This window comes from Onishia taeanensis, assembly GCF_003268885.1.
Classification (GTDB): Bacteria; Pseudomonadota; Gammaproteobacteria; order Pseudomonadales; family Halomonadaceae; genus Onishia; species Onishia taeanensis_A.
Genome location: NZ_QLSX01000001.1, coordinates 25,391 through 44,853, shown reverse-complemented (window position 1 = coordinate 44,853; position 19,463 = coordinate 25,391). Strand labels below are relative to the sequence as shown.

Genomic DNA, 19,463 nt, shown 5'->3' with positions numbered 1-19,463 from the left:
CGCGCCCCTCGGGGCGCGGCCTTCTTGCGTGTGAGCGGCGCTCGCGTCAGGCGTCGCCGTCTTCTTCCAGGTCCTCGTCGAGCTCTTCGGCAGCATCGGCGTGGGAGAGGCGCAGGCCTTGGGGCGGCAGGGGAGTGCCATCCAGGGTCGGGCCCTGGGCGCCCAGCGTGAGGCGACCCTCGAGGAACCAGCGCACTGCGATCGGATAGATCAGGTGCTCGCGGCTCTGGACCTTCTGCTGAAGGCTGTCTTCGGTGTCTTCGGGGGTGACGTCGACCGCCGCTTGAACCACGACCGGGCCGCCGTCCAGCTCCTCGCTGACGAAGTGCACGCTGACGCCGTGCTCGGTGACGCCGTCGGCCAGCGCCCGGGCATGGGTGTGCAGGCCCTGATAGGCCGGCAGCAACGAGGGGTGGATGTTGAGCATGCGGCCGTAGAAGCGCTGCACGAAGCGCGGCGTGAGGATGCGCATGAAGCCTGCCAGCACGACCAGGTCCGGCTCGTGGCGCTCAATCACCTTGATCAGGGCGCCATCGAAGGCCTCGCGGCTGTCGTATTCGCGGTGGGGCAGGGCGACTGCCTCGATGCCGGCATCCCGTGCGCGCTTGAGGCCGTAGGCATCGGCCTTGTTAGAGACCACAGCGACGATCTCGCCGCCCAGTTCGTCGTAGGACTGAGCGTCGATCAGCGCCTGAAGGTTGCTGCCGCTGCCTGAGATCAGCACCACCACCCGGGGCGTGCTGGCCTGCTCGGCTTCGAAACCGTTGAGGGTGTCGGTTGCCTCGCTCATGCCTTGAGGTTCTCCAGAATGACCTGTTCTTCTTCGCCGCTGCGCGCGACGATCTCACCGAGTTGGTAGACGGTCTCGCCCTGGCCTTCCAGGTGAGCCTTGGCACTCTCGGCGTCGGCGGCGGAGACGGCGATCACCATACCGATGCCGCAGTTCAGCACTCGGTGCATCTCGTGTTCATCGACGTTGCCCTGGGTCTGGAGCCAGTCGAAGACCGCCGGACGTGTCCAGGCATTGACGTCGATGCGAGCCCCGAGCGACTCGGGCAGCACCCGCGGGATGTTCTCGGACAGGCCGCCGCCGGTGATGTGTGACAGCGCATGCACCGATACGCCGCTGTCCTTGATCAGGGACAGCAGGGACTTGACGTAGATGCGGGTCGGGGCGATCAGTGCCTCGCGAAGTGGCACGCCGTCGATATCAGTGTTGAGATCCGCGTCGCTGACCTCGAGGATCTTGCGGATCAGCGAGTAACCGTTGGAGTGCGGGCCGGAGGAGGCCAGTCCGAGCAGTACGTCGCCTTCGCCAACGCGGCTGCCGTCGAGGATCTCGTCCTTCTCGACCACACCGACGCAGAACCCGGCCAGGTCGTAGTCGCTGCCTGCGTACATGCCGGGCATCTCGGCGGTCTCGCCCCCCACCAGGGCACAGCCGGACTGGGCACAGCCCTCGCCGATGCCGGTCACCACGTCGGCGGCGATGTCCACATCAAGCTTGCCCGTGGCATAGTAGTCGAGGAAGAACAGCGGCTCGGCGCCGGCGACCACCAGATCGTTGACGCACATGGCGACCAGATCGATGCCGATGGTGTCATGCTTGCCAAGATCCATGGCGAGGCGCAGCTTGGTGCCGACGCCGTCGGTGCCGGAGACCAGCACCGGCTGGCGATAGCCGCTCGGCAGCTCGCAGAGTGCGCCGAAGCCGCCAAGGCCACCCATTACCTCGGGGCGAGTGGTACGCTTGGCGACGCCTTTGATGCGATCGACCAGGGCGTTACCGGCGTCGATGTCCACGCCAGCGTCCTTGTAGCTCAGCGAGGCGGAATCGGCGGAAGGAGTAGAAGAGGAGTCCGACGGGCTGCGGGTCATGGGCTTTCCTGTCGCAATACGATCATCAAGTGGGGCAAAAGTGGAACGGAATTGTAGCATCGTGAAGGCCGCGCCGCACCGTGGAGAGACACGCGAACAGGGAGAGATGCAATGCGCAGACAGTGGTGGCTAGTACTCGGCCTGGCAGGCTTGATGTGGCTGTTCATCAGCCTACAGCCGATCCTGACGCCCTTTTTCGTCAGCATGATACTGGCCTACCTGGGGGATCCGCTGGCCGACCGTCTGGAGGCGCGCGGCCTGTCGCGGCGGCTATCGGTATCGCTGGTGTTTCTGCTACTGAGCGTGATCCTGCTGCTGGCCCTGTTGCTGCTGGTGCCGGTGCTTGGCCGCCAGATCGGGCAGCTTATCGAATCCGTGCCCGCTATGCTGAACTGGCTGCAGGACACCCTGGTGCCCTGGATTCAGTCGCTGACCGGTCAGGATCTGTCCACGGACATTGATGCCTTGCGTCAAGCCCTGATGGCCAACTGGAAGGAGACCGGTACCTTCGCCGCCACCCTGCTGGCGCAGGTCTCTCGCTCGGGGCTCGCTTTGGCGGCCTGGGTCGGCAATCTGGCGCTGATCCCGGTGGTGACCTTCTATCTGCTGCTTGACTGGGATCGGCTCACTGCCAAGCTGCATGGCTCGCTGCCTCGCCAATGGGAGCCTGCGGTGGTGCGCCTGGCGCGAGAATGCGACGAGGTACTGTCGGCCTTTCTGCGCGGCCAACTGATCGTGATGCTGTGCCTTGGTATCATTTACGCGCTGGGGCTAACCCTGCTTGGCCTGCGCTTTGCACTGCTGATTGGCCTGCTGTCGGGGCTCGTCAGCATCGTGCCGTATCTCGGCGTCATCGTGGGCATCTCGGTGGCCGGCGTGGTGGCCTTCTTCCAGTTCGATAGCTGGCTGCCGCTGCTTGGGGTGGGAGCGGTGTTCGCTGTTGGCCAGTTGGTCGAGAGCCTGGTGCTGCAGCCCAAACTGCTCGGCGACAAGATCGGCCTGCACCCAGTGGCGGTGATCTTCGCCGTACTGGCCGGCGGGCAGCTGTTCGGCTTTACGGGGGTGCTGTTGGCCCTGCCGGTGGCGGCGGTGATCATGGTAGTGTTGCGCTATCTCCATGAAAACTATAAAAACAGTACCTTATATGATGCTCATGGTATCGAACGCCAGGACGAGGAGGCTTCATGAAGCCCGGTGCAGCGCAGCTCCCGCTCGGTGTGGGTATGCGCGACGATGCGACCTTTGCCAACTTCCAGCCTAGCGGCAACGAGACGCTGGTCGGCACCCTGCGTGCCCAGCTCGATGAAACGGGCGAGCCGTTCCTGTTTCTGTGGGGCGGCGAGGGGGTCGGCTGCAGTCATCTGCTGCAGGCGGCCTGTCACGAAGCCAGCGATCGCGACAAGCGTGCGCTCTACCTGCCGCTGGACGAGCTTGGCCACTTTCCGCCACATATGCTCGAGGACAGCGAACGTCTGGACCTGGTCGCCATCGATGATCTGCACCGGGTGCTGGGCCGCAAGCGCTGGGAGGAGGCGCTGTTTCACTGCTTCAATCGCCTGCGCGATGCCGGCAAGCGGCTGGTGATCGCCGCGCCCGCCGCGCCACGCCAACTCGATATCAAGCTGCCGGATCTGGCCTCAAGGCTGACCTGGGGCATGACCTTCCACGTCAAACCGCTGGACGATGCCGGTCGCTTCGAGGCGCTCAAGCTTCGCGCTCGCGTGCGAGGGATGCAGCTGCCGGACGAGGTCGCCCGTTACATCCTGCATCGGGGGCCGAGGCGTCTGGGCGATCTTTTCGGAACCTTGGAGACCCTTGATCAGGCATCGCTTTCGGCTCAGCGCAAGCTGACCATCCCCTTCGTCAAGCAGGCGCTTGACTGGTAAACCCGCCGGCCTGGTTTGCTGGCCTGGCGCTACCTTCATTACCTCTATTGTCTCCATTACCTTCCAAGACGAGCCTTCCAGCCCATGAGCACGCCCAGGATGCCCGCTACGCCCGCCTCATCAACGACGCTGTCATCCGCCGAGCCCTGTCCCTGTGGCGGCCTGGGTGCCTATGGCGAATGCTGCGGGCCGTTGCACCAGGGCGCCGCCGCGAAGACCGTCGCCACGCTGATGCGCTCACGCTACAGTGCATTCGTGCTGCATCTTGAAGGTTACCTGCGCAGGACCTGGTATCCCGATACCTGCCCGACCGACATGGGGCTGTCGTCCCATACGTGCTGGAAGCGCCTCGAGGTACTGAACCATTGGCAACAGGACGGGCATCAGGACGGGCAGCAGGAGCAGGAAGGACAGCAAGGCTGGGTGCATTTTCGTGCCACTTTCCAGGAGCATGGCCGCTGGCAGCGACTGGAGGAGCTCTCACGTTTCACACGCCTGGACGGCAGATGGGTGTACGTGGACGGAGATCCTCAGTTGACGGCGCTCAAACCTGGCCGCAATGATCCCTGCCCCTGCGGTAGCGGCTGCAAGCTGAAGAAATGCTGTGCCGTCTGAACGGCTTCGCAGGCTATGAGTTGGGCGAGGACGATGTTGAAGCGGGAAGCCGTAGCGTCTCAAGTCGTAGCGTATCAAAGTGTTCGAGTAGCAGCCGGTGTTCGGCGCGTTTCTGATGGAAGCCGTCATGCAAGAATGCCTGCAGTGCCAGCGTGCAGTTGGATTCACACATGGCTTCGTAGAAGTGCTGGGCGCGCTTCGCTGCAGCAATCGTCTTGCTGAATTGACGACGCGCCACGGTGATCGGTTCATCGTCGTGGGCAAGCGATGTCAGGCTGCGAGTGCCCCCTTCGCACTGGGGCTTGGGCATATCCATGGCGCTGGCGAAGGATTCTAGCCCCGTCAGGCGGGCTTCACACTCCGTGCCCAGCACGGCCAACAGTCGGCCGGTGGCGGTATCAAGCGTCAGGAAATGAAAGGCCGTACTACGGTAGCGCTGCTTCTCCGCTTGCTCATGTGCCCAGAGTTCCTGGATCTGCCGCTTTGGATGTAGACCGATGGCGAGCAGTGACCTGATGGTATCGATCATGTTGGCCTCCTTGTTGCCTTGGCAGCGCATAGCTTGGGTATCCACCCTCACAGCATAAAGGCTTACGCTGGCCCTCATCTTGATAACCATCAATAAAGCTAACCCTCTGGGGGCGACACTTGCGGCTAACCCATTGGCACGCTTCTACATCCAGGTCTTTGGTGCTTCCCAGGTGTTTGTTTCTAATCAGGTATGTCTATGGTTCCGCGATGTGTGGCTGGGGGAGGCCAGTCAGTGCGGACATCGTATGAAATGCATCGAGTGATTCTCCAGAAACGATAGACGGCAAAAGGCCGCCGATCAGGGATCGGCGGCCTTTTGGGGAGGGAGTTGGCCGGGTATCAGATTGAGGCCGGCCACTCTCTAATGCCACTAGTTACTGGTAGCGGCGTGGGCCTTTTAGCCCGAACTTGCTTTCAAACAAAGCTTACTTGGCGGACTGAGAAGCGGTTTTGACGCTGCTCTCTACCAGTTTCTGGCTCTGCTGAGCGAAGTCCTGATTCAGGGCTACGACCTTCTCTGTGTCGCCCTTGACGCGCTCACCAAGATCCTTGGCGACTTTCTGCTGACCTTCGATGTAGCTGCGCAGGCCTTCGGCATCCTTGATGTCCATGGCGGCGCGCGCCTGGCTCAGGCTGGTGTCGCTGTAGGCCTTGATGGCGTCGAACTGAGCGTTGGCGAGCTTCTCGCTGTAGTCCAGGGTCAGCGCTGCATAGGCGCGGGCCGGACCGAAGAAGAAGGTCTCGAGCTGTTCAGTGGTCTTGCCAAAGTTGATGTTGTTCATGAAGTCGTTCATTGCACACCTCCGTAGAATATCTGGATACGAAGGGTTTTTGACCTTCGTTGCAGTGCACAATAGCAGCTGTTTTGTTGCAGTGCAACATGGATTGCGGCCAAGGCCGTAATCCCATCGGCATGACCGGGTCGCTATCCCCCGGCGAGCTTGGCATGATAGGAGCAAGGATGGGCAGGGATTGGCGATGAGGAACAAGATGTCACAAAAGGACCCGTTACCCCCCTTGGTCTGGGATCCACGCAGGGTACAGATCAGTGGTTTCACGACCGGGGTCTATCAGATCGAATGGCTGTTGGTGAGCCTGGTCATCTTTCATCTGGTGGTAGTAGGCTCGCCACAGATGGGGGGTATGTCCATTGTGGTAGGTACCGCCGGCTATTTCCTGTTCAGTCTGCTGGCGAGTCGGCTCAAGTATTTCGATGAACGCCGTCGCTGGCTCTTGACCCTGCACACTCTGGTCATGGTCGGCTTCATCACCTGGTTCCTGCATGGCACCAGCGGTGTGCAGGGCCCCATGGGCAGTCTCTATCTGCTTGCTGTGGTGACCAGCGCCCTGACCCTGGGGACGACAGCAACCTTGCTATTGGTGGGGCTGATTGCGGCCTGCTATCTGCTTCTTTTTCAGCTCGGTGGCGGGCATTTGCTCAGCGCTGAGGGCCTTCTTGTGGCGGGCTCCAACTTGGTGGTCTTCCTGATTACCGGCTATCTCACGGCGGTGCTGGTGGATGCGATTCATCTGTCGAACCGCATGCTGCTGAATATGGCGACCCGCGATTCACTGACCGACATGCTCAACCGCCGCGCCTTCTTTGAGCTGGTTACCCCCTTTCATGCCGATGGTGTGCGTTACCGGCGCCCGTTCAGCGTGGTGATCATCGACATGGACGATCTGAAGGCCATCAATGATCGTGACGGTCATGCGATGGGGGATCGCGCGTTGCTGGCGGTGGCGAGCTGTCTGGAAGACTGCAAGCGCGATAGCGACCTGGTGGCCAGGCTGGGGGGGGATGAATTCGGCATGTTCCTCCCCAATACTGATGAAGAGGGAGCCATGGCGATGCTCGAGCGCTTGCTCGAGCGAGCCGAGGACGAGTTGCCCCGCATCAGTGTCGGGGTGGCCTCCTATCCTCAGCATGGCGAGAAGCTCGCGACGCTGATGGAGCATGCCGACCATGCCATGTACTCGAGCAAGGTCGCTGGCGGGCATCGCGTTTCCCTGAGCAGTGAGCCTCAGCAATTGGCCAGCTGATTTTTCTACGGCTTCAGATAGTGTTTTCTGAGCAATAAGGACAGCCCGATGAACGATACCCGCATTGAGCGTGACAGCATGGGTGAACTTGAGGTGCCTGCTGACGCCCTGTATGGCGCTCAGACCCAGCGTGCCGTCAATAACTTCCCGGTCAGCGGCCAGCCCATGCCGGTCGCCTTCATTCACGCCATTGCGCGCATCAAGGCCGCGGCGGCCAAGGTCAACGCCGAACTGGGACTGCTGGATGGGCCGCGTGCCGACGCGATACAGCAGGCGGCGCAGGCGATCATTGCCGGCGAGCATGATGATCAATTCCCCATCGATGTTTATCAGACGGGGTCGGGGACCTCGAGCAACATGAACGTCAATGAGGTCATCGCCCACCTGGCGTCTCGGCAAGACCTCGTGGTGGGGCCAAACGATCACGTCAATATGGGTCAGTCGAGCAACGACGTGATTCCGACGGCGATCCACGTCTCGGTGTCCATGGCCGTAAAGGATGCGCTGATGCCGGCGCTTGCGCATCTTCAAGCTACTATCGATGCCAGGGCTGCCGAGCTCGATGGCGTGGTCAAGACCGGCCGCACCCATCTGATGGATGCCATGCCGGTGCGCATGAGCCAGGAGCTTGGCGGCTGGTCGAGCCAGATCTCTCAGGCCATCGAGCGCTTCGAGGACGGGCAGGTGCGGCTTGGGCGTCTGGCCCAGGGCGGCACGGCCGTGGGAACCGGGGTCAACGCTCATCCCGAATTCGCCGAGCGCATGGCCACGGCCTTGAGCGATCAGACAGGCTTGGCGCTGATGCCCAACGACAGTGCCTTCGCCAGCCTCGCCGGCCAGGATGCTGCGGTGGAGCTCTCGGGGCATCTCAAGACCTATGCCTGTGCGGTGATGAAGATCGCCAACGACCTGCGCTGGATGAACTCTGGGCCGCTGGCAGGACTCGGCGAGATCGAACTGCAAGCCCTGCAGCCAGGCAGCTCGATCATGCCGGGCAAGGTCAATCCGGTGATTCCCGAATCGGCGGCTCAGGCCGCGGCTCAGGTCATCGGTCTGGATGCGGCAGTGGCGGTGGCCGGGCAGAGCGGCAACTTCCAGCTCAACGTGATGCTGCCCCTGATCGCCCACAACCTGCATACCGGCATTACCCTGATGACCAACGTCAGCCGGCTGCTTGCCGATCGCGCCATTGCGACTTTCACCGTGCGCGAGGACAACATCGAGGCTCCGCTGTCGCGCAACCCGATCCTGGTCACGGCCCTTAACTCGGTGATCGGCTACGATGCTGCAGCTGCGATCGCCAAGAAAGCCTATCAGGCGGGCAGGCCGATTCTCGACGTGGCCGATGAAGATACCGATCTGGGGCGTGATGAGCTGGAAAGGTTACTGGACCCTGCGGCGCTGACCCGCGGCGGCATTCCCGGCAACTAATTGTCGCCAAGCCAAAGCCGGCCTGGCCAGGTTTGTCGCTATCAGCAAGAGCATGGGCAAGTAGCGCCACCAGTCAGGGTCACCAACGGGGCAACACCAAAAACGCCGCGCTCAAATGAGCGCGGCGTTTTGGTCAGTGGGCATGTTAGATGCTGACGATTAAGGCAGGGCGGGTGCTAGCCAATCGGTCAGGCAGCCTGTGCCTCTCTTCGGGTAGTGATGTGGCGGCTCAGGCGATTCACCTCATCCGCCGAGAGGCGCAGCCCAAGCTTGGTGCGCCGCCAGAGGATGTCTTCGGCGTCGCGGGCCCATTCCCGCTCGAGCAGATAGTCGACTTCGGCGGCAGTGAGGCCGGCGCCGAACGTCTCGCCAAGATCTTCCACGCGGCGGGCATCACCCAGGAAGCTCAGGCAGAGGCTGCCGTAGCTCGAGGCCATGCGACGGGCTCGGGACTCACCGAGGAAGGGGTAGTCTCTTACCAGCCGGGCCATGAAGGCATCCTGACTGCCGATGTCTCCGCCCGGCAGCGGTCGCTCGGCGGTCCAGCTCGGCCCCATGCTCGGCAGCAGAGGGGCCAGCTTGTCCATGGCGGCTTCCGCCAGGCGCCGATAGGTGGTGATCTTGCCACCGAAAATCGACAGCAGCGGTGCGCCCTCATCGTCCAGGTCCAGGGTATAGTCGCGGGTCATGGCCGACGGGTCGGCGGACTCGTCATCGCACAAGGGTCTCACCCCGGAGAAGGTGGTGACGATGTCATCCCGGCTGAGCGTCTGACGGAAGTGCGCGTTGACGACGTCGAGGATGTAGTCGGTTTCCTCGTCGCTGGCATCGACCTTGGCCGGATCGCCTTTGTAGCGGCGGTCGGTGGTGCCGATCAGGCTGAAGTCCTGCTGATAGGGCAGCACGAAGACAATGCGGCCATCGTGGTTCTGCAGAATGTAGGCGCGCTCGTCGACGTTGATGCGGGGCACGACAAGGTGACTGCCCTGGATCATGCGAATGCCATAGCGCGACCGGCGTGTCGTCTTGCCGCTGATGAAAGACTCCACCCAGGGGCCCGCGGCATTTACCAGGGTCTTGGCGCGGCGGGTGATCTGGCGTCCCGTGTCGCGATCCTCGAGGGTAATGTGCCAGGCCCCGTCCTCCTCGCGAGCCTCGATGCAGCGAGTGCGTGTCATGATCTCCGCCCCCTGCTCCTGAGCCTGAAGGGCATTGAGTACCACCAGACGGGCGTCGTCGACCCAGCAGTCGGAATACTCGAAGCCGCGGGTGATGGCTGGCTTCAGCGGGCTCGTGGCATCGAAGCGAAGGCCCTTGGAGCTTGGCAGGCTTGCGCGCTGGCTGAGATGGTCATAAAGGAAGAGGCCGGCACGGATCATCCAGGCCGGACGCAGGTGAGGCTGGTGGGGCAGGATGAAGCGCAGCGGCCAGACGATATGCGGGGCCTTCTTTAACAGCACCTCGCGCTCGTGCAGGGCCTCGCGCACCAGGCGGAACTCGCGGTGCTCAAGGTAGCGCAATCCGCCGTGAATCAGCTTGCTGCTGGCAGAGGAGGTGGCGTTGGCCAGGTCCGCCTGCTCGCACAGCCCGACCCTGAGACCTCGTCCCGCAGCGTCATTGGCGATGCCAACGCCGTTGATGCCGCCGCCGACAACGAAAAGGTCGAGAAGCTCTTGCTGCTGGGGTTCACGCATGGTTCGCTCCGCGAGAAGAGGGCTCAGCGAGGCTCTCTGCGAGACCATGCGCTGGTGAGGCCCATCATGTGTTCGTTTTAGAAAATACAGTATAGGAAAGCGAACACGAAAGATGCAAATCGAAAATGTGTGTCGGGCAGCCCGACTCGGCAGCATGTCACCGGAGCCTGATTCAGTAGTCGAGTTGGCGAGTAGGTGAGTAGGTAAGTAGGTAAGTAGGTAAGTAGGCGAGCAGCAGTCCCCGCCATCGGTGGCGGGGCTGGGGAGTGTGGCGAGAGCGGCTAGCGTGAATGGCAATGCCGGCCGGATAGGCGGGCGGCGGGGATGGGGCCCGAGTATCAGGCCTCGGAAGACGTCGGCGCGATATGCAGGGCCACGTCGTTGCTATCGAGCAGTCGGCGGATCGCTTCGGGCGGCTCGCGATCCGTGAACAGGGCGTCGATCTGGGTAATGCGGCCCTGGCGTACCACCGCATTGCGGTGAAACTTCGAGTGATCAGCGATCAGGAACACCTGGCGAGAATTCTGGATGATGGCCTGAGCGACCCGCACCTCTTGATAGTCGAACTCGAGCAGCGAGCCGTCCTCGTCGATGCCGCTGATGCCGATGATGCCGACGTCGACCTTGAACTGATTGATGAAGTCGATGGCAGCCTCGCCGATGATGCCGCCGTCGCGGGACCGCACCTGGCCGCCGGCGACGATGACGTTGAAGTCTTCCTTGTGCTGAAGAATCGCCGCCACGTTGAGGTTGTTGGTGATCACCTCGAGGCCCTGATGGTACTGCAGGGCCTCGGCGACCAGCTCGTTGCTGGTGCCGATGTTGATGAACAGCGAGGCATGATTGGGAATCTGTGCCGCCAGGTACTCGGCGATCCGGCGCTTGGCCTCGACGTTCAGCGTCTTGCGCGTGTGGTAGGCGGTGTTGACGGTGCTCGATTCCAGGCCTGCGCCGCCGTGCACGCGACGAATCAGCCCCTCATTGGAAAGTGCATTGAGGTCACGTCGAATGGTCTGCGGGGTGACGCCGAAGTCGCGGGTCAACTGTTCGATGGAGGCGTAGCCCTGGTGCTTGACCAGAGCGATGATGGCATCGTGGCGTTTCTGCTGAATCATGACAGGCCCGGCCTGGCTGGAGTTAAGTATGAAGCTAAGTAGGGGCGCGGTTGGCCGCGTTGGGACTTATCTTAGCAAGAAACGGCACGGCATTGGTGTCGTGGCATACCGCATTGGTTGAGCGTTAGACGATGGTGGTATGCGCTGAAGCCGTTCTGACAATTGTTGTAAAACGAAAACCCCATTACCCTTTTCTGATTCGAAAACGAAAGGTGTCGCTGCCCCGTCAGGGCCGCCTGCACCGTCTCGCTAAAGGAATCTGCTTCATGGCCTCCTGCATCCTGTCCATCGATCAGGGAACGACCAGTTCCCGCGCCATCCTGTTTAACCGGGAAGGGGAAATTCTGGCCTCGGCCCAGGAGGAGTTCACTCAGCACTTTCCCGCCGATGGCTGGGTCGAGCATGATCCGGAGGATCTGTGGCGCACGGTCGAAAATAGCTGTCGTGCGGTGCTCGAAAAGGCCGGCCTGGCCGCCGATCAGGTGGCGGCGATCGGTATCACCAACCAACGGGAAACGACCCTGGTGTGGGATCGCGCGACGGGCGAGCCGGTCTATCCGGCCATCGTCTGGCAGGACCGGCGCACCCATGAGGTCTGTCGGCGCCTCAATGACCAGGGCCATGGCGAGCTGATTCAGCAGCGCACCGGCCTGCTTATCGATCCCTATTTTTCGGCGACCAAGCTCAAGTGGTTGCTGGACGAGGTGTCGGGAGTTCGCGAACGTGCCGAGGCCGGCGAGCTGGCCTTCGGCACCGTCGATACCTTTCTGCTGTGGCGCCTGACCGGTGGACGCGTGCACGCAACCGATGCCACCAACGCCTCACGCACGGCTCTGTTCAATATTCACACCCAGCGCTGGGATACGGACCTGCTCGACCTGTTCGGCATTCCGGAAAGCCTACTGCCCGAGGTGAAGGATTCAAGCGATGACTTCGGCACCGTCGAGGCACCTCTGTTCGGCGCCCCGATCCCGGTGGCCGGCATCGCCGGTGACCAGCAGGCGGCGCTGGTCGGACAGGCCTGCTTCCAGCCAGGCATGGGCAAGAGCACCTACGGCACCGGCTGCTTCATGATCCTCAATACCGGCGACAAGGCCGAGACGTCGCGTAATCGCCTGCTCACCACCGTTGGCTATCGACTCAATGGCAAGGTGACCTATGCCATGGAAGGCAGCATCTTCGTTGCCGGTGCGGCCATCCAGTGGCTGCGCGATGGCCTCAAGCTATTCGCCGATGCCGCCGAGACCGAACAGCTGGCCAGCACCACCCGCAGCGGGCACGGTGTCTATTTGGTGCCGGCCTTCACCGGCCTCGGCGCGCCGCACTGGGATCCTCAGGCCCGCGGCGCCATCTTCGGGCTGACCCGTGATACCGGCATCGCCGAGCTGGTCGCTGCCGGCCTGCAGTCGGTGTGCTTCCAGACCCGCGATCTACAGGCCTGCATGGATGACGACATCACGGCCTCCACCGGCACCTTGCGCGTCGATGGCGGCATGGTCGCCAATAACTGGGTGATGCAGTTCTTGGCCGACATGCTGGGGGTGCCGGTGGACCGCCCTCGAGTCCCTGAAACCACGGCGCTGGGAGCGGCGTATCTCGCCGGACTGCATGTTGGCTGGTATCGCGACCTTGAAGAGGTCGCTGCCCTGTGGAACGGCGAGCGCACCTTTATGCCTCAAATGCCCGAGGCGGAGCGAGAAAGGCTTTATCAGGGCTGGCGGGAGGCGGTGCGCCGGGTAAAGAGTGAAGCCCAGGCCGGCGATGATCAGGTGGTCGCGCTCTGAGGATGGCTTGTCGCCAAGCGGTTGAGTTGCCGTGAGTTTTTTTTGAGAATGGGCTTGCATTCTGCAGGGTGATGGGTAGAATACGTCTCCGTTGCCGAGGCAAGCAAGGCTCGCCATGCAACAAGTGATGCAGGACCGTAGCTCAGTTGGTTAGAGCGCCACGTTGACATCGTGGAGGTCAGCGGTTCAAATCCGCTCGGTCCTACCAAGCATCCTTGTAACGGCCAACAGCAGGACCGTAGCTCAGTTGGTTAGAGCGCCACGTTGACATCGTGGAGGTCAGCGGTTCAAATCCGCTCGGTCCTACCAGATTCTAAAACCCCGCAGCCCAAGGTTGCGGGGTTTTTTCGTTTTTGGCGTTTTTTTGCCCTCAGATTTGCCGCTCAGAGCGTGGCGAGGTCGGTGCGCGCGGCAAATACCGTCATCAGCGCTTCGATGCCAGCCTGGTCCTGGTCGTCGAAACGGCCGGGTAGGGGGCTATCGAGATCCAGAAGGCCCCACAGGCCATCATCGCTGACGATGGGGATCACCAGCTCCGAGCGGGAATCCGCGTCGCAGGCGATGTGATCGGCCACCGCGTGGACATCCTCGACCCGTTGGGTTTCACGGCTGCGGGCGGCGGCGCCACAGACACCCTTGCTGAAGGGGATGGGGTTGCAAGCGGGTTTGCCCTGGAAAGGGCCCAGCACCAGTGTTTCGGGCAGGCGGTGCAGATAGAAGCCGGCCCAGTTGAGGCCGGGCACGCTCTGCATGATGAAGGCGCAGGTCTGGGCGCTGTTGGTCAGGGCGTCGCGTGTATCGAGCAGGGCTTCGAGCTGGCGTGCCAGCAGGCCGTAGTCGGTAGCGGGCAGATCAGTTTGGCGTTCGGTCATGATCGTTTCTCTTGCCGTGAAGTAGAAGGTGTCGTGAAGTGGAAGGTGTCATGGGGTGTGAGCGAGCAGGGCGGGTCGCAGATGGCAAAACGCCAGCGCACGTGGCGCTGGCGTTTTGCGTATAGCGGTCGGAACGGGGCCTGGTGATTACTTCCAGCCGGGAACCGCTGCACCCTTGAACAGCTCTTCGGCCTTGGCGATCACGGCGTCGCTCTGATAGGCGTCGACCAGCTGCTGGATCGCTTCGCGGTCTTCATCACCGCCACGCACCACGATCAGGTTGACGTAGGGAGACTCGGGGCCTTCCTTGATCAGGGCGTCGTCCAGGCTCAGGCCGGCCGGCTGGGCGAAGGTGTTGTTGATGAAAGCCAGGTCGACGTCGGGCAGCACGCGCGGCAGCTGGGCAGCCTCGATCTCACGGAACTCGAAGTCGTTCGGGTTATCGATGATATCGATCGGCGTGGCTTCCAGGTTCTGCGGGTCGTCGAGCTCAATCAAACCCTGGTTGTGCATCAGGATCAGTGAACGGCCTTCGTTGGACGGGTCGTTGGGCAGGGCGATGACAGCGCCTTCCGGCAGATCTTCGATGCGCTCGAACTTTTCCGAGTAAGCACCGATCGGGTAAACGAACGTGCGCCCGGCAATGGCGAAGTCATAGCCGCGGTCCTCGACCATGCTCTGCATGTACGGCTCGTGCTGGAAGGCGTTGGCATCCAGGCTGCCGTCGGCCAGCGCGGCATTGGGCGAGACATAGTCGGTGAACTCGACGATCTCGGCGTCCAGGTCGTACTTCTCCTTGGCGATGCCGAGGGCCACCTGCATGACTTCGGTCTCGGGGCCGGCAACGGTGCCGATCTTGAGCGTCTGGTCTTCGTCACTGCCGCAGCCGGCAAGCAGGCTGGTACCGACGAGGGCAGCGGCCCCCAGCAGGCGGGTGGGGCGAAGCAGGTTTGCCAGGGTGTTGGTCATCGTGATGCTCTCCCTTGGGGCTAAAAAGCCGCGAATGATCTCTCGCCGGGTGGGCGAGTTTTTAATGGCAAGCCGGACGGTTGGCGTCCAGCGCTCTCGGGCGACCTGCCATCCCGGCAGGTCGCGATCGTTACTTGTGGTCGGCCTTGCGTACCAGGTGGTCGCCGAGGCTCTGAAAGCCCTGCACCATGATCACCAGAATGGCCACGGTGATCAGCATGACGACCGGGTCGAAGCGGTTGTAGCCGTAGCGTATGCCCAGGTCACCCAGCCCGCCACCGCCGACCGCGCCGGCCATGGCCGAATAGCTGATCAGCGTCACCACGGTGATGGTCATGCCGTTGATGATTCCGCCCTTGGCCTCGGGCAGCAGCACCTTGGTGATGATCTGGTAGGGCGTGGCACCCATCGATTGGGCGGCCTCGACCAGCCCCGGCGGCACTTCGTTCAGTGCACCTTCCACCAGGCGGGCGACGAAGGGGATCGCGGCGATGGTCAGCGGCACGATAGCGGCGTTGGTACCGATCGAGCTGCCGGCGATCAGCCGCGTGAAAGGAATGATCGCCACCATCAGGATGATGAAGGGAATCGAGCGGCCGACGTTGGTGACGATGGCCAGCACCTTCTGGGTCACCGGGTTGGCGAGGATCTGCCCTGGGCGGGTGACGTAGAGCAGCACGCCCAGTGGGATTCCGGCCGCCGCCGCGATCAGCCCGGCGATGCCGACCATGTACAGGGTGTCGAGGGTGGCCTCGAGAATCAGTTCAAGCATCGCGTTGGACATGACCAAGCACCTCCACTTTAAGGTCGTGGGCTTCCAGATATTTGAGAGCCGCGCGGGTGTCGTGGGAATTGCCGATCAGTTCGGCGATCATCAGCCCCAGGGTGCGGCCCTGAATCGATTCGACCTTGGCCTGCAGGATGCTGACATCCACGCCGCATTCCCGGGCCAGGCGTGATACCAGCGGGGTGGCCACGGCGTCACCGCTGAAGGCCAGACGTACCACCGGGTGGCTGCTCACGCTGGGCTCTGCCTCGAGCCGCTCGACCAGTGCCCGGGGCGGTTCAAGTTCCAGGAAGTCGTTGAGGAACTCGCGGCCCAGTTGGGTCCGTGGCGCGGTGAAGAAGTCGCCGACGTCGGCCTCTTCGACCAGCTCGCCGTCGGAAATCAGGCCGACCCGATGGCAGATGGTCTTGACCACTTCCATCTCGTGGGTGATTAGCAGAATGGTCAGCCCCAGCTGTTGGTTGATGTCCTTGAGCAGCTCGAGGATGGAGCCCGTGGTTTGGGGGTCCAGCGCCGAGGTGGCCTCGTCGCACAGCAGTACCTTGGGTCGGCTGGAAAGCGCTCGGGCGATGGCCACGCGCTGCTTCTGGCCGCCGGAGAGCTCGGACGGGAACTTGTCGGCCTTGTCGGCAAGGCCGGTCAGGTCGAGCAGCGGTAGCACCCGCTCCTGGATGGCATCCTTGCTCATGCCCACCAGTTCCAGCGGCAAGGCGATGTTGTCATAGACGCTGCGCGAGGCCAGCAGGTTGAAGTGCTGGAAGATCATGCCGATCTGATGGCGTGCCTGATTGAGGCTCGGACCACTCAGCCGGGTGAGTTCCTCGCCATCCACCTGGACGCTGCCGGTGGTGGGGCGTTCGAGCAGGTTGACGCAGCGAATCAGCGTCGACTTGCCTGCGCCGGACAGGCCGATGACGCCGTGGATGCTGCCTTTAGGGACATGCAGGTCGACGTGCTTCAAGGCCTGAATGGCATGAGCACCGCTGCCGTATGTCTTGGAGACGTTTTCGAGTCTGATCATGGGTCCGTCGAGTCGCTGGCCGATCGAAGTGGCTGCGGCACCGCAAGGCAGAGAAGGGCAGTCCAGAGGGCAAAAAAAAGGCCACCCTGACGGGTGGCCATCAACGCTGGACACACCCTTTTAGCTGCACTTCCCGCGAGGCTCGACGAATCGAGCCAGACGAGGGCGCCCGCAAGCCGGGTACAAATCGGCGCCTAAAAAAAGTGGGGTGAATCTTAGGGTGCCTACCGTGGGGTGTCAACGATCCTGGTACAAGTTTCGGCTTATAGCGCCAATAACCAGTGCATATCGCTGTTATCAAGGCGATGGGTGTCAGATGTATATCAAAAGACCTGCTGTGCGCCGTGTGCGTCTTGGGTTAGGTATTACTTGAGTATGCAAGGCGCCTTTAACTGCAAGCTGTCACAGAGCGCTGTCACAAAGCGCTGTCACAAAGCCCTTTGCTGAGTCCGTAACCGAGCCCTTAACTCAGCCCTTAGCTGAGCCCTTAACTGAGCTCTTAACTGAGCCCTCTCGACAAGGCCCTGCTGGATGGCCTGTCAGGCTGGTAGACTCGACGGTTTGGCGGGCGCTGAGTCGCCCGAATGATGTCGCACGCAGAGGATCGCCATGTTTACCGGTATTGTTCAAGGCACCGCCACCCTGGTGTCAGTGACCGACAAAGAAGACTTCCGGACCTTCGAAATGGCCCTGCCGCCTGAGCTATGCGAGGGCCTGGTGACCGGGGCCTCGGTGGCGCATAACGGGGCCTGCCTGACGGTGACGGCCATCGAGGGCCGTCATGTATGGGTAGACTTGATGCGCGAGACGCTGCGACTGACCAACCTTGGTGCAGTGGAGGTGGGTGATCGCATCAATATAGAGCGTGCGGCGCGCTTCGGTGACGAGATCGGCGGTCATGCCATGTCGGGCCATGTGGTCTGCATGGCACAACTGGTTGAGTTGGAGGAAGCGCCCAACAATCGTCGCCTGTGGTTTGAGGTACCAGCTGCCTATGGCCGCTTCCTGTTCGACAAGGGCTACGTCGGCGTCGACGGCATCAGCCTGACCATTGGCGAAGTGCGTCCCGGTGACGCGGCGGCAGCGCCTCGCTTCTGTGTGAACTTGATCCCCGAGACCCTGGCACGGACCACGCTTGGAGACCGCAAGCCCGGCGATTACGTCAATATCGAAATTGATCCGCAGACCCAGGCGATCGTCGAGACCGTCGAGCGGGTGCTGGCCAGTCGCGGCTGATGGGAAGCGCGGCTGAGGTGGTCTGTGGCTGAGTTGACCATTCCGTCAACTTTGCGTTGGCGACCATGCGTGTCTCTGGCCCGGCGATTGCTTATAAATAGCCTAGCGAATGCCATGACAGCGTAGGATGTCTGTCATGGCGGACAGCAGCGGCCGGTGATCCCATGAGGCTCGCCGGCCGTGTCGTATCAGGATGCCGCCTATCGCATCGGCCTTGGTCGATGGGGTAAGATATGCGGCTTTTCTCGCACCCGGACCATCAGGGTCCACGCGCCAGGGTAGGGTAATGCCGATGTTGAAACGACTGCTCGACAACCACTTCAAGCTCAGCGAACACGGCACCAACGTTCGCACCGAGATCATCGCCGGGGTCACGACCTTCCTGACCATGGCCTACATCATCTTCGTCAACCCGAGCATCCTGTCGGAAGCCGGGGTCGATTACGGCGCAGTGTTTGTGGCCACCTGTGTGGCCGCCGCCATCGGCTGTCTGATCATGGGGCTGTGGGCCAACTATCCAATCGCCATGGCGCCGGGCATGGGCCTCAACGCCTTCTTCACCTATGGGGTGGTGCTGGGCATGGGCTACTCCTGGGAGACCGCGCTGGGCGCTGTCTTCCTCTCGGGCCTGACCTTTTTCCTGCTCAGCGTCTTTCGCATCCGCGAGTGGATCATCAACTCGATCCCCATGACCCTGCGCCTGGGGATCGCGGCAGGTATCGGGCTGTTCCTGGCGATGATCGCGCTGAAAAACGCCGGTATCGTGGTCGACAACCCGGCGACCCTGGTATCCCTCGGTGATCTGACCCAGCCCTCGGCGCTGTATGCCCTGGGGGGCTTCTTCGTGATCACCGCGCTGTCCTACCTGCGGGTCACCGGTGCGGTGATGATTGGCATCCTGGGCGTTACCGTGCTCTCGATGCTGCTGGGCCACAACGATTACAACGGCGTGATGTCGATGCCGCCGTCCGTGGCGCCAACCTTCATGGCCATGGATGTCGCCGGTGCCTTCAACGTGGCGATGTTCAGCGTGATCTTTGCCTTTCTGTTCGTTGACCTGTTCGATACCTCCGGCACCCTGATCGGCGTTGCCCACCGCGGCGGGCTGCTCGACAAGGACGGCAAGCTGCCGCGCCTGGGGCGCGCCATGATGGCCGATTCCACCGCCTCGATGGCGGGTGCTGCACTGGGTACTTCGACCACCACCAGCTACATCGAGAGCGCTTCGGGTATCGCCGCCGGCGGTCGCACCGGCCTCACTGCCGTGGTGGTTGGTGCGCTGTTCCTGATCAGCCTATTCTTCTCACCGCTGGCCGGCTCGATTCCCGCCTACGCCACGGCCGGGGCGCTGCTCTATGTGGCCTCGCTGATGGCGGGTAGCCTGGCGCATGCCGACTGGGATGACGCCACCGAGGCCGCCCCGGTGCTGATCGCCGCGCTGGCCATGCCCCTGACCTTCTCGATTGCCGAGGGTATCGCGCTTGGGTTCATCAGCTACGCTGCCATCAAGACCCTGTCAGGCCGCTTCAGCGACCTGAACCCGGCAGTGATCGTGCTGGCGATTGTCTTCGTCCTCAAATTCTTCTTCCTCGACTGACCAC

The 19,463-nt window shown here is 62.3% G+C and carries 18 protein-coding genes and 2 tRNA genes; 10 read left to right on the top strand and 10 right to left on the bottom strand.

Annotation, left to right across the window (positions count from 1 at the left end; genetic code table 11):
* Positions 1-46 precede the first annotated feature (46 nt).
* Together purN and purM are read right to left on the bottom strand one after the other, a co-directional pair.
* Entirely contained in the window at positions 47-790 is a 744-nt protein-coding gene (gene purN, locus BCL93_RS00250) for a phosphoribosylglycinamide formyltransferase (protein ID WP_112053121.1), read from the bottom strand.
* Positions 787-1,878 carry a phosphoribosylformylglycinamidine cyclo-ligase gene (gene purM / locus BCL93_RS00245; RefSeq protein WP_112053120.1) on the bottom strand — a complete coding sequence of 364 codons (1,092 nt, stop codon included), beginning with the start codon at positions 1,876-1,878 and terminating at the stop codon, positions 787-789. Before purM ends, purN begins: the two co-directional genes overlap by 4 nt.
* 111 nt (positions 1,879-1,989) lie before the next feature.
* On the opposite strand from purM, the gene BCL93_RS00240 reads away from it, so the two are divergent.
* From BCL93_RS00240 to BCL93_RS00230, 3 genes are all read left to right on the top strand, one after another.
* Positions 1,990-3,066 (top strand): AI-2E family transporter, encoded by a 1,077-nt coding sequence (locus BCL93_RS00240; RefSeq protein ID WP_112053119.1) that lies wholly within the window; start codon positions 1,990-1,992, stop codon positions 3,064-3,066.
* Positions 3,063-3,764, top strand: a complete 702-nt coding sequence (gene hda / locus BCL93_RS00235; RefSeq protein ID WP_112053118.1) for a DnaA regulatory inactivator Hda — start codon at positions 3,063-3,065, stop codon at positions 3,762-3,764. The genes BCL93_RS00240 and hda overlap by 4 nt, the downstream gene beginning before the upstream one ends.
* A gap of 99 nt (positions 3,765-3,863) precedes the next feature.
* A complete protein-coding gene (locus BCL93_RS00230) occupies positions 3,864-4,379 on the top strand; it encodes a YchJ family protein (RefSeq protein ID WP_112053117.1) in 516 nt (171 codons plus the stop codon).
* Positions 4,380-4,392: 13 nt separating this feature from the next.
* Here BCL93_RS00230 and BCL93_RS00225 read toward each other — a convergent pair whose 3' ends face one another.
* Complete coding sequence (locus tag BCL93_RS00225; protein WP_146742446.1) at positions 4,393-4,908, bottom strand: hypothetical protein; 516 nt, start codon at positions 4,906-4,908, stop codon at positions 4,393-4,395.
* Between the two features lie 427 nt (positions 4,909-5,335).
* On the bottom strand, positions 5,336-5,704 hold the full coding sequence (locus tag BCL93_RS00220; RefSeq protein WP_258395858.1) for a phasin family protein: 369 nt from the start codon (positions 5,702-5,704) through the stop codon (positions 5,336-5,338).
* 196 nt (positions 5,705-5,900) lie between these two features.
* On the opposite strand from BCL93_RS00220, the gene BCL93_RS00215 reads away from it, so the two are divergent.
* The gene (locus tag BCL93_RS00215; RefSeq protein WP_181462992.1) at positions 5,901-6,953 is read left to right on the top strand and encodes a GGDEF domain-containing protein; all 1,053 of its coding nucleotides are present in this window, start codon (positions 5,901-5,903) and stop codon (positions 6,951-6,953) included.
* A gap of 48 nt (positions 6,954-7,001) precedes the next feature.
* The gene (locus tag BCL93_RS00210; protein ID WP_112053114.1) at positions 7,002-8,384 is read left to right on the top strand and encodes a class II fumarate hydratase; all 1,383 of its coding nucleotides are present in this window, start codon (positions 7,002-7,004) and stop codon (positions 8,382-8,384) included.
* A 188-nt stretch (positions 8,385-8,572) separates the two neighbouring features.
* On the opposite strand, the gene glpD is transcribed toward BCL93_RS00210, so the two are convergent.
* Together glpD and BCL93_RS00200 are read right to left on the bottom strand one after the other, a co-directional pair.
* Positions 8,573-10,078, bottom strand: a complete 1,506-nt coding sequence (gene glpD / locus BCL93_RS00205) for a glycerol-3-phosphate dehydrogenase (protein WP_112053113.1) — start codon at positions 10,076-10,078, stop codon at positions 8,573-8,575.
* Between the two features lie 338 nt (positions 10,079-10,416).
* Entirely contained in the window at positions 10,417-11,193 is a 777-nt protein-coding gene (locus BCL93_RS00200) for a DeoR/GlpR family transcriptional regulator (protein ID WP_112053112.1), read from the bottom strand.
* A 266-nt stretch (positions 11,194-11,459) separates the two neighbouring features.
* Between BCL93_RS00200 and glpK the strand changes: the two genes are divergently transcribed.
* The 3 genes from glpK to BCL93_RS00185 all read left to right on the top strand — a co-directional run bounded on the left by glpK (position 11,460) and on the right by BCL93_RS00185 (position 13,286).
* Entirely contained in the window at positions 11,460-12,977 is a 1,518-nt protein-coding gene (gene glpK, locus BCL93_RS00195; RefSeq protein WP_112053111.1) for a glycerol kinase GlpK, read from the top strand.
* A 131-nt stretch (positions 12,978-13,108) separates the two neighbouring features.
* A tRNA-Val gene (locus tag BCL93_RS00190) sits at positions 13,109-13,185 on the top strand.
* A 24-nt stretch (positions 13,186-13,209) separates the two neighbouring features.
* Positions 13,210-13,286: transfer RNA gene (locus tag BCL93_RS00185), tRNA-Val, on the top strand.
* A 74-nt stretch (positions 13,287-13,360) separates the two neighbouring features.
* On the opposite strand, the gene BCL93_RS00180 is transcribed toward BCL93_RS00185, so the two are convergent.
* From BCL93_RS00180 to BCL93_RS00165, 4 genes are all read right to left on the bottom strand, one after another.
* A complete protein-coding gene (locus BCL93_RS00180) occupies positions 13,361-13,849 on the bottom strand; it encodes a GAF domain-containing protein (protein ID WP_112053110.1) in 489 nt (162 codons plus the stop codon).
* 147 nt (positions 13,850-13,996) lie between these two features.
* Positions 13,997-14,818 carry a MetQ/NlpA family ABC transporter substrate-binding protein gene (locus BCL93_RS00175; protein WP_112053109.1) on the bottom strand — a complete coding sequence of 274 codons (822 nt, stop codon included), beginning with the start codon at positions 14,816-14,818 and terminating at the stop codon, positions 13,997-13,999.
* Positions 14,819-14,948: 130 nt separating this feature from the next.
* Complete coding sequence (locus BCL93_RS00170) at positions 14,949-15,602, bottom strand: methionine ABC transporter permease (RefSeq protein ID WP_112053108.1); 654 nt, start codon at positions 15,600-15,602, stop codon at positions 14,949-14,951.
* Positions 15,583-16,626, bottom strand: coding sequence for a methionine ABC transporter ATP-binding protein (locus tag BCL93_RS00165; RefSeq protein ID WP_112053107.1), 1,044 nt, complete (start codon positions 16,624-16,626; stop codon positions 15,583-15,585). The genes BCL93_RS00170 and BCL93_RS00165 overlap by 20 nt, the downstream gene beginning before the upstream one ends.
* 609 nt (positions 16,627-17,235) lie before the next feature.
* Between BCL93_RS00165 and BCL93_RS00160 the strand changes: the two genes are divergently transcribed.
* Positions 17,236-17,862: a riboflavin synthase subunit alpha gene (locus tag BCL93_RS00160; protein WP_112053106.1), complete on the top strand. Its 627-nt coding sequence runs from the start codon at positions 17,236-17,238 to the stop codon at positions 17,860-17,862.
* A gap of 292 nt (positions 17,863-18,154) precedes the next feature.
* Positions 18,155-19,459, top strand: coding sequence for an NCS2 family permease (locus BCL93_RS00155; RefSeq protein ID WP_112053567.1), 1,305 nt, complete (start codon positions 18,155-18,157; stop codon positions 19,457-19,459).
* Positions 19,460-19,463: the final 4 nt, after the last annotated feature.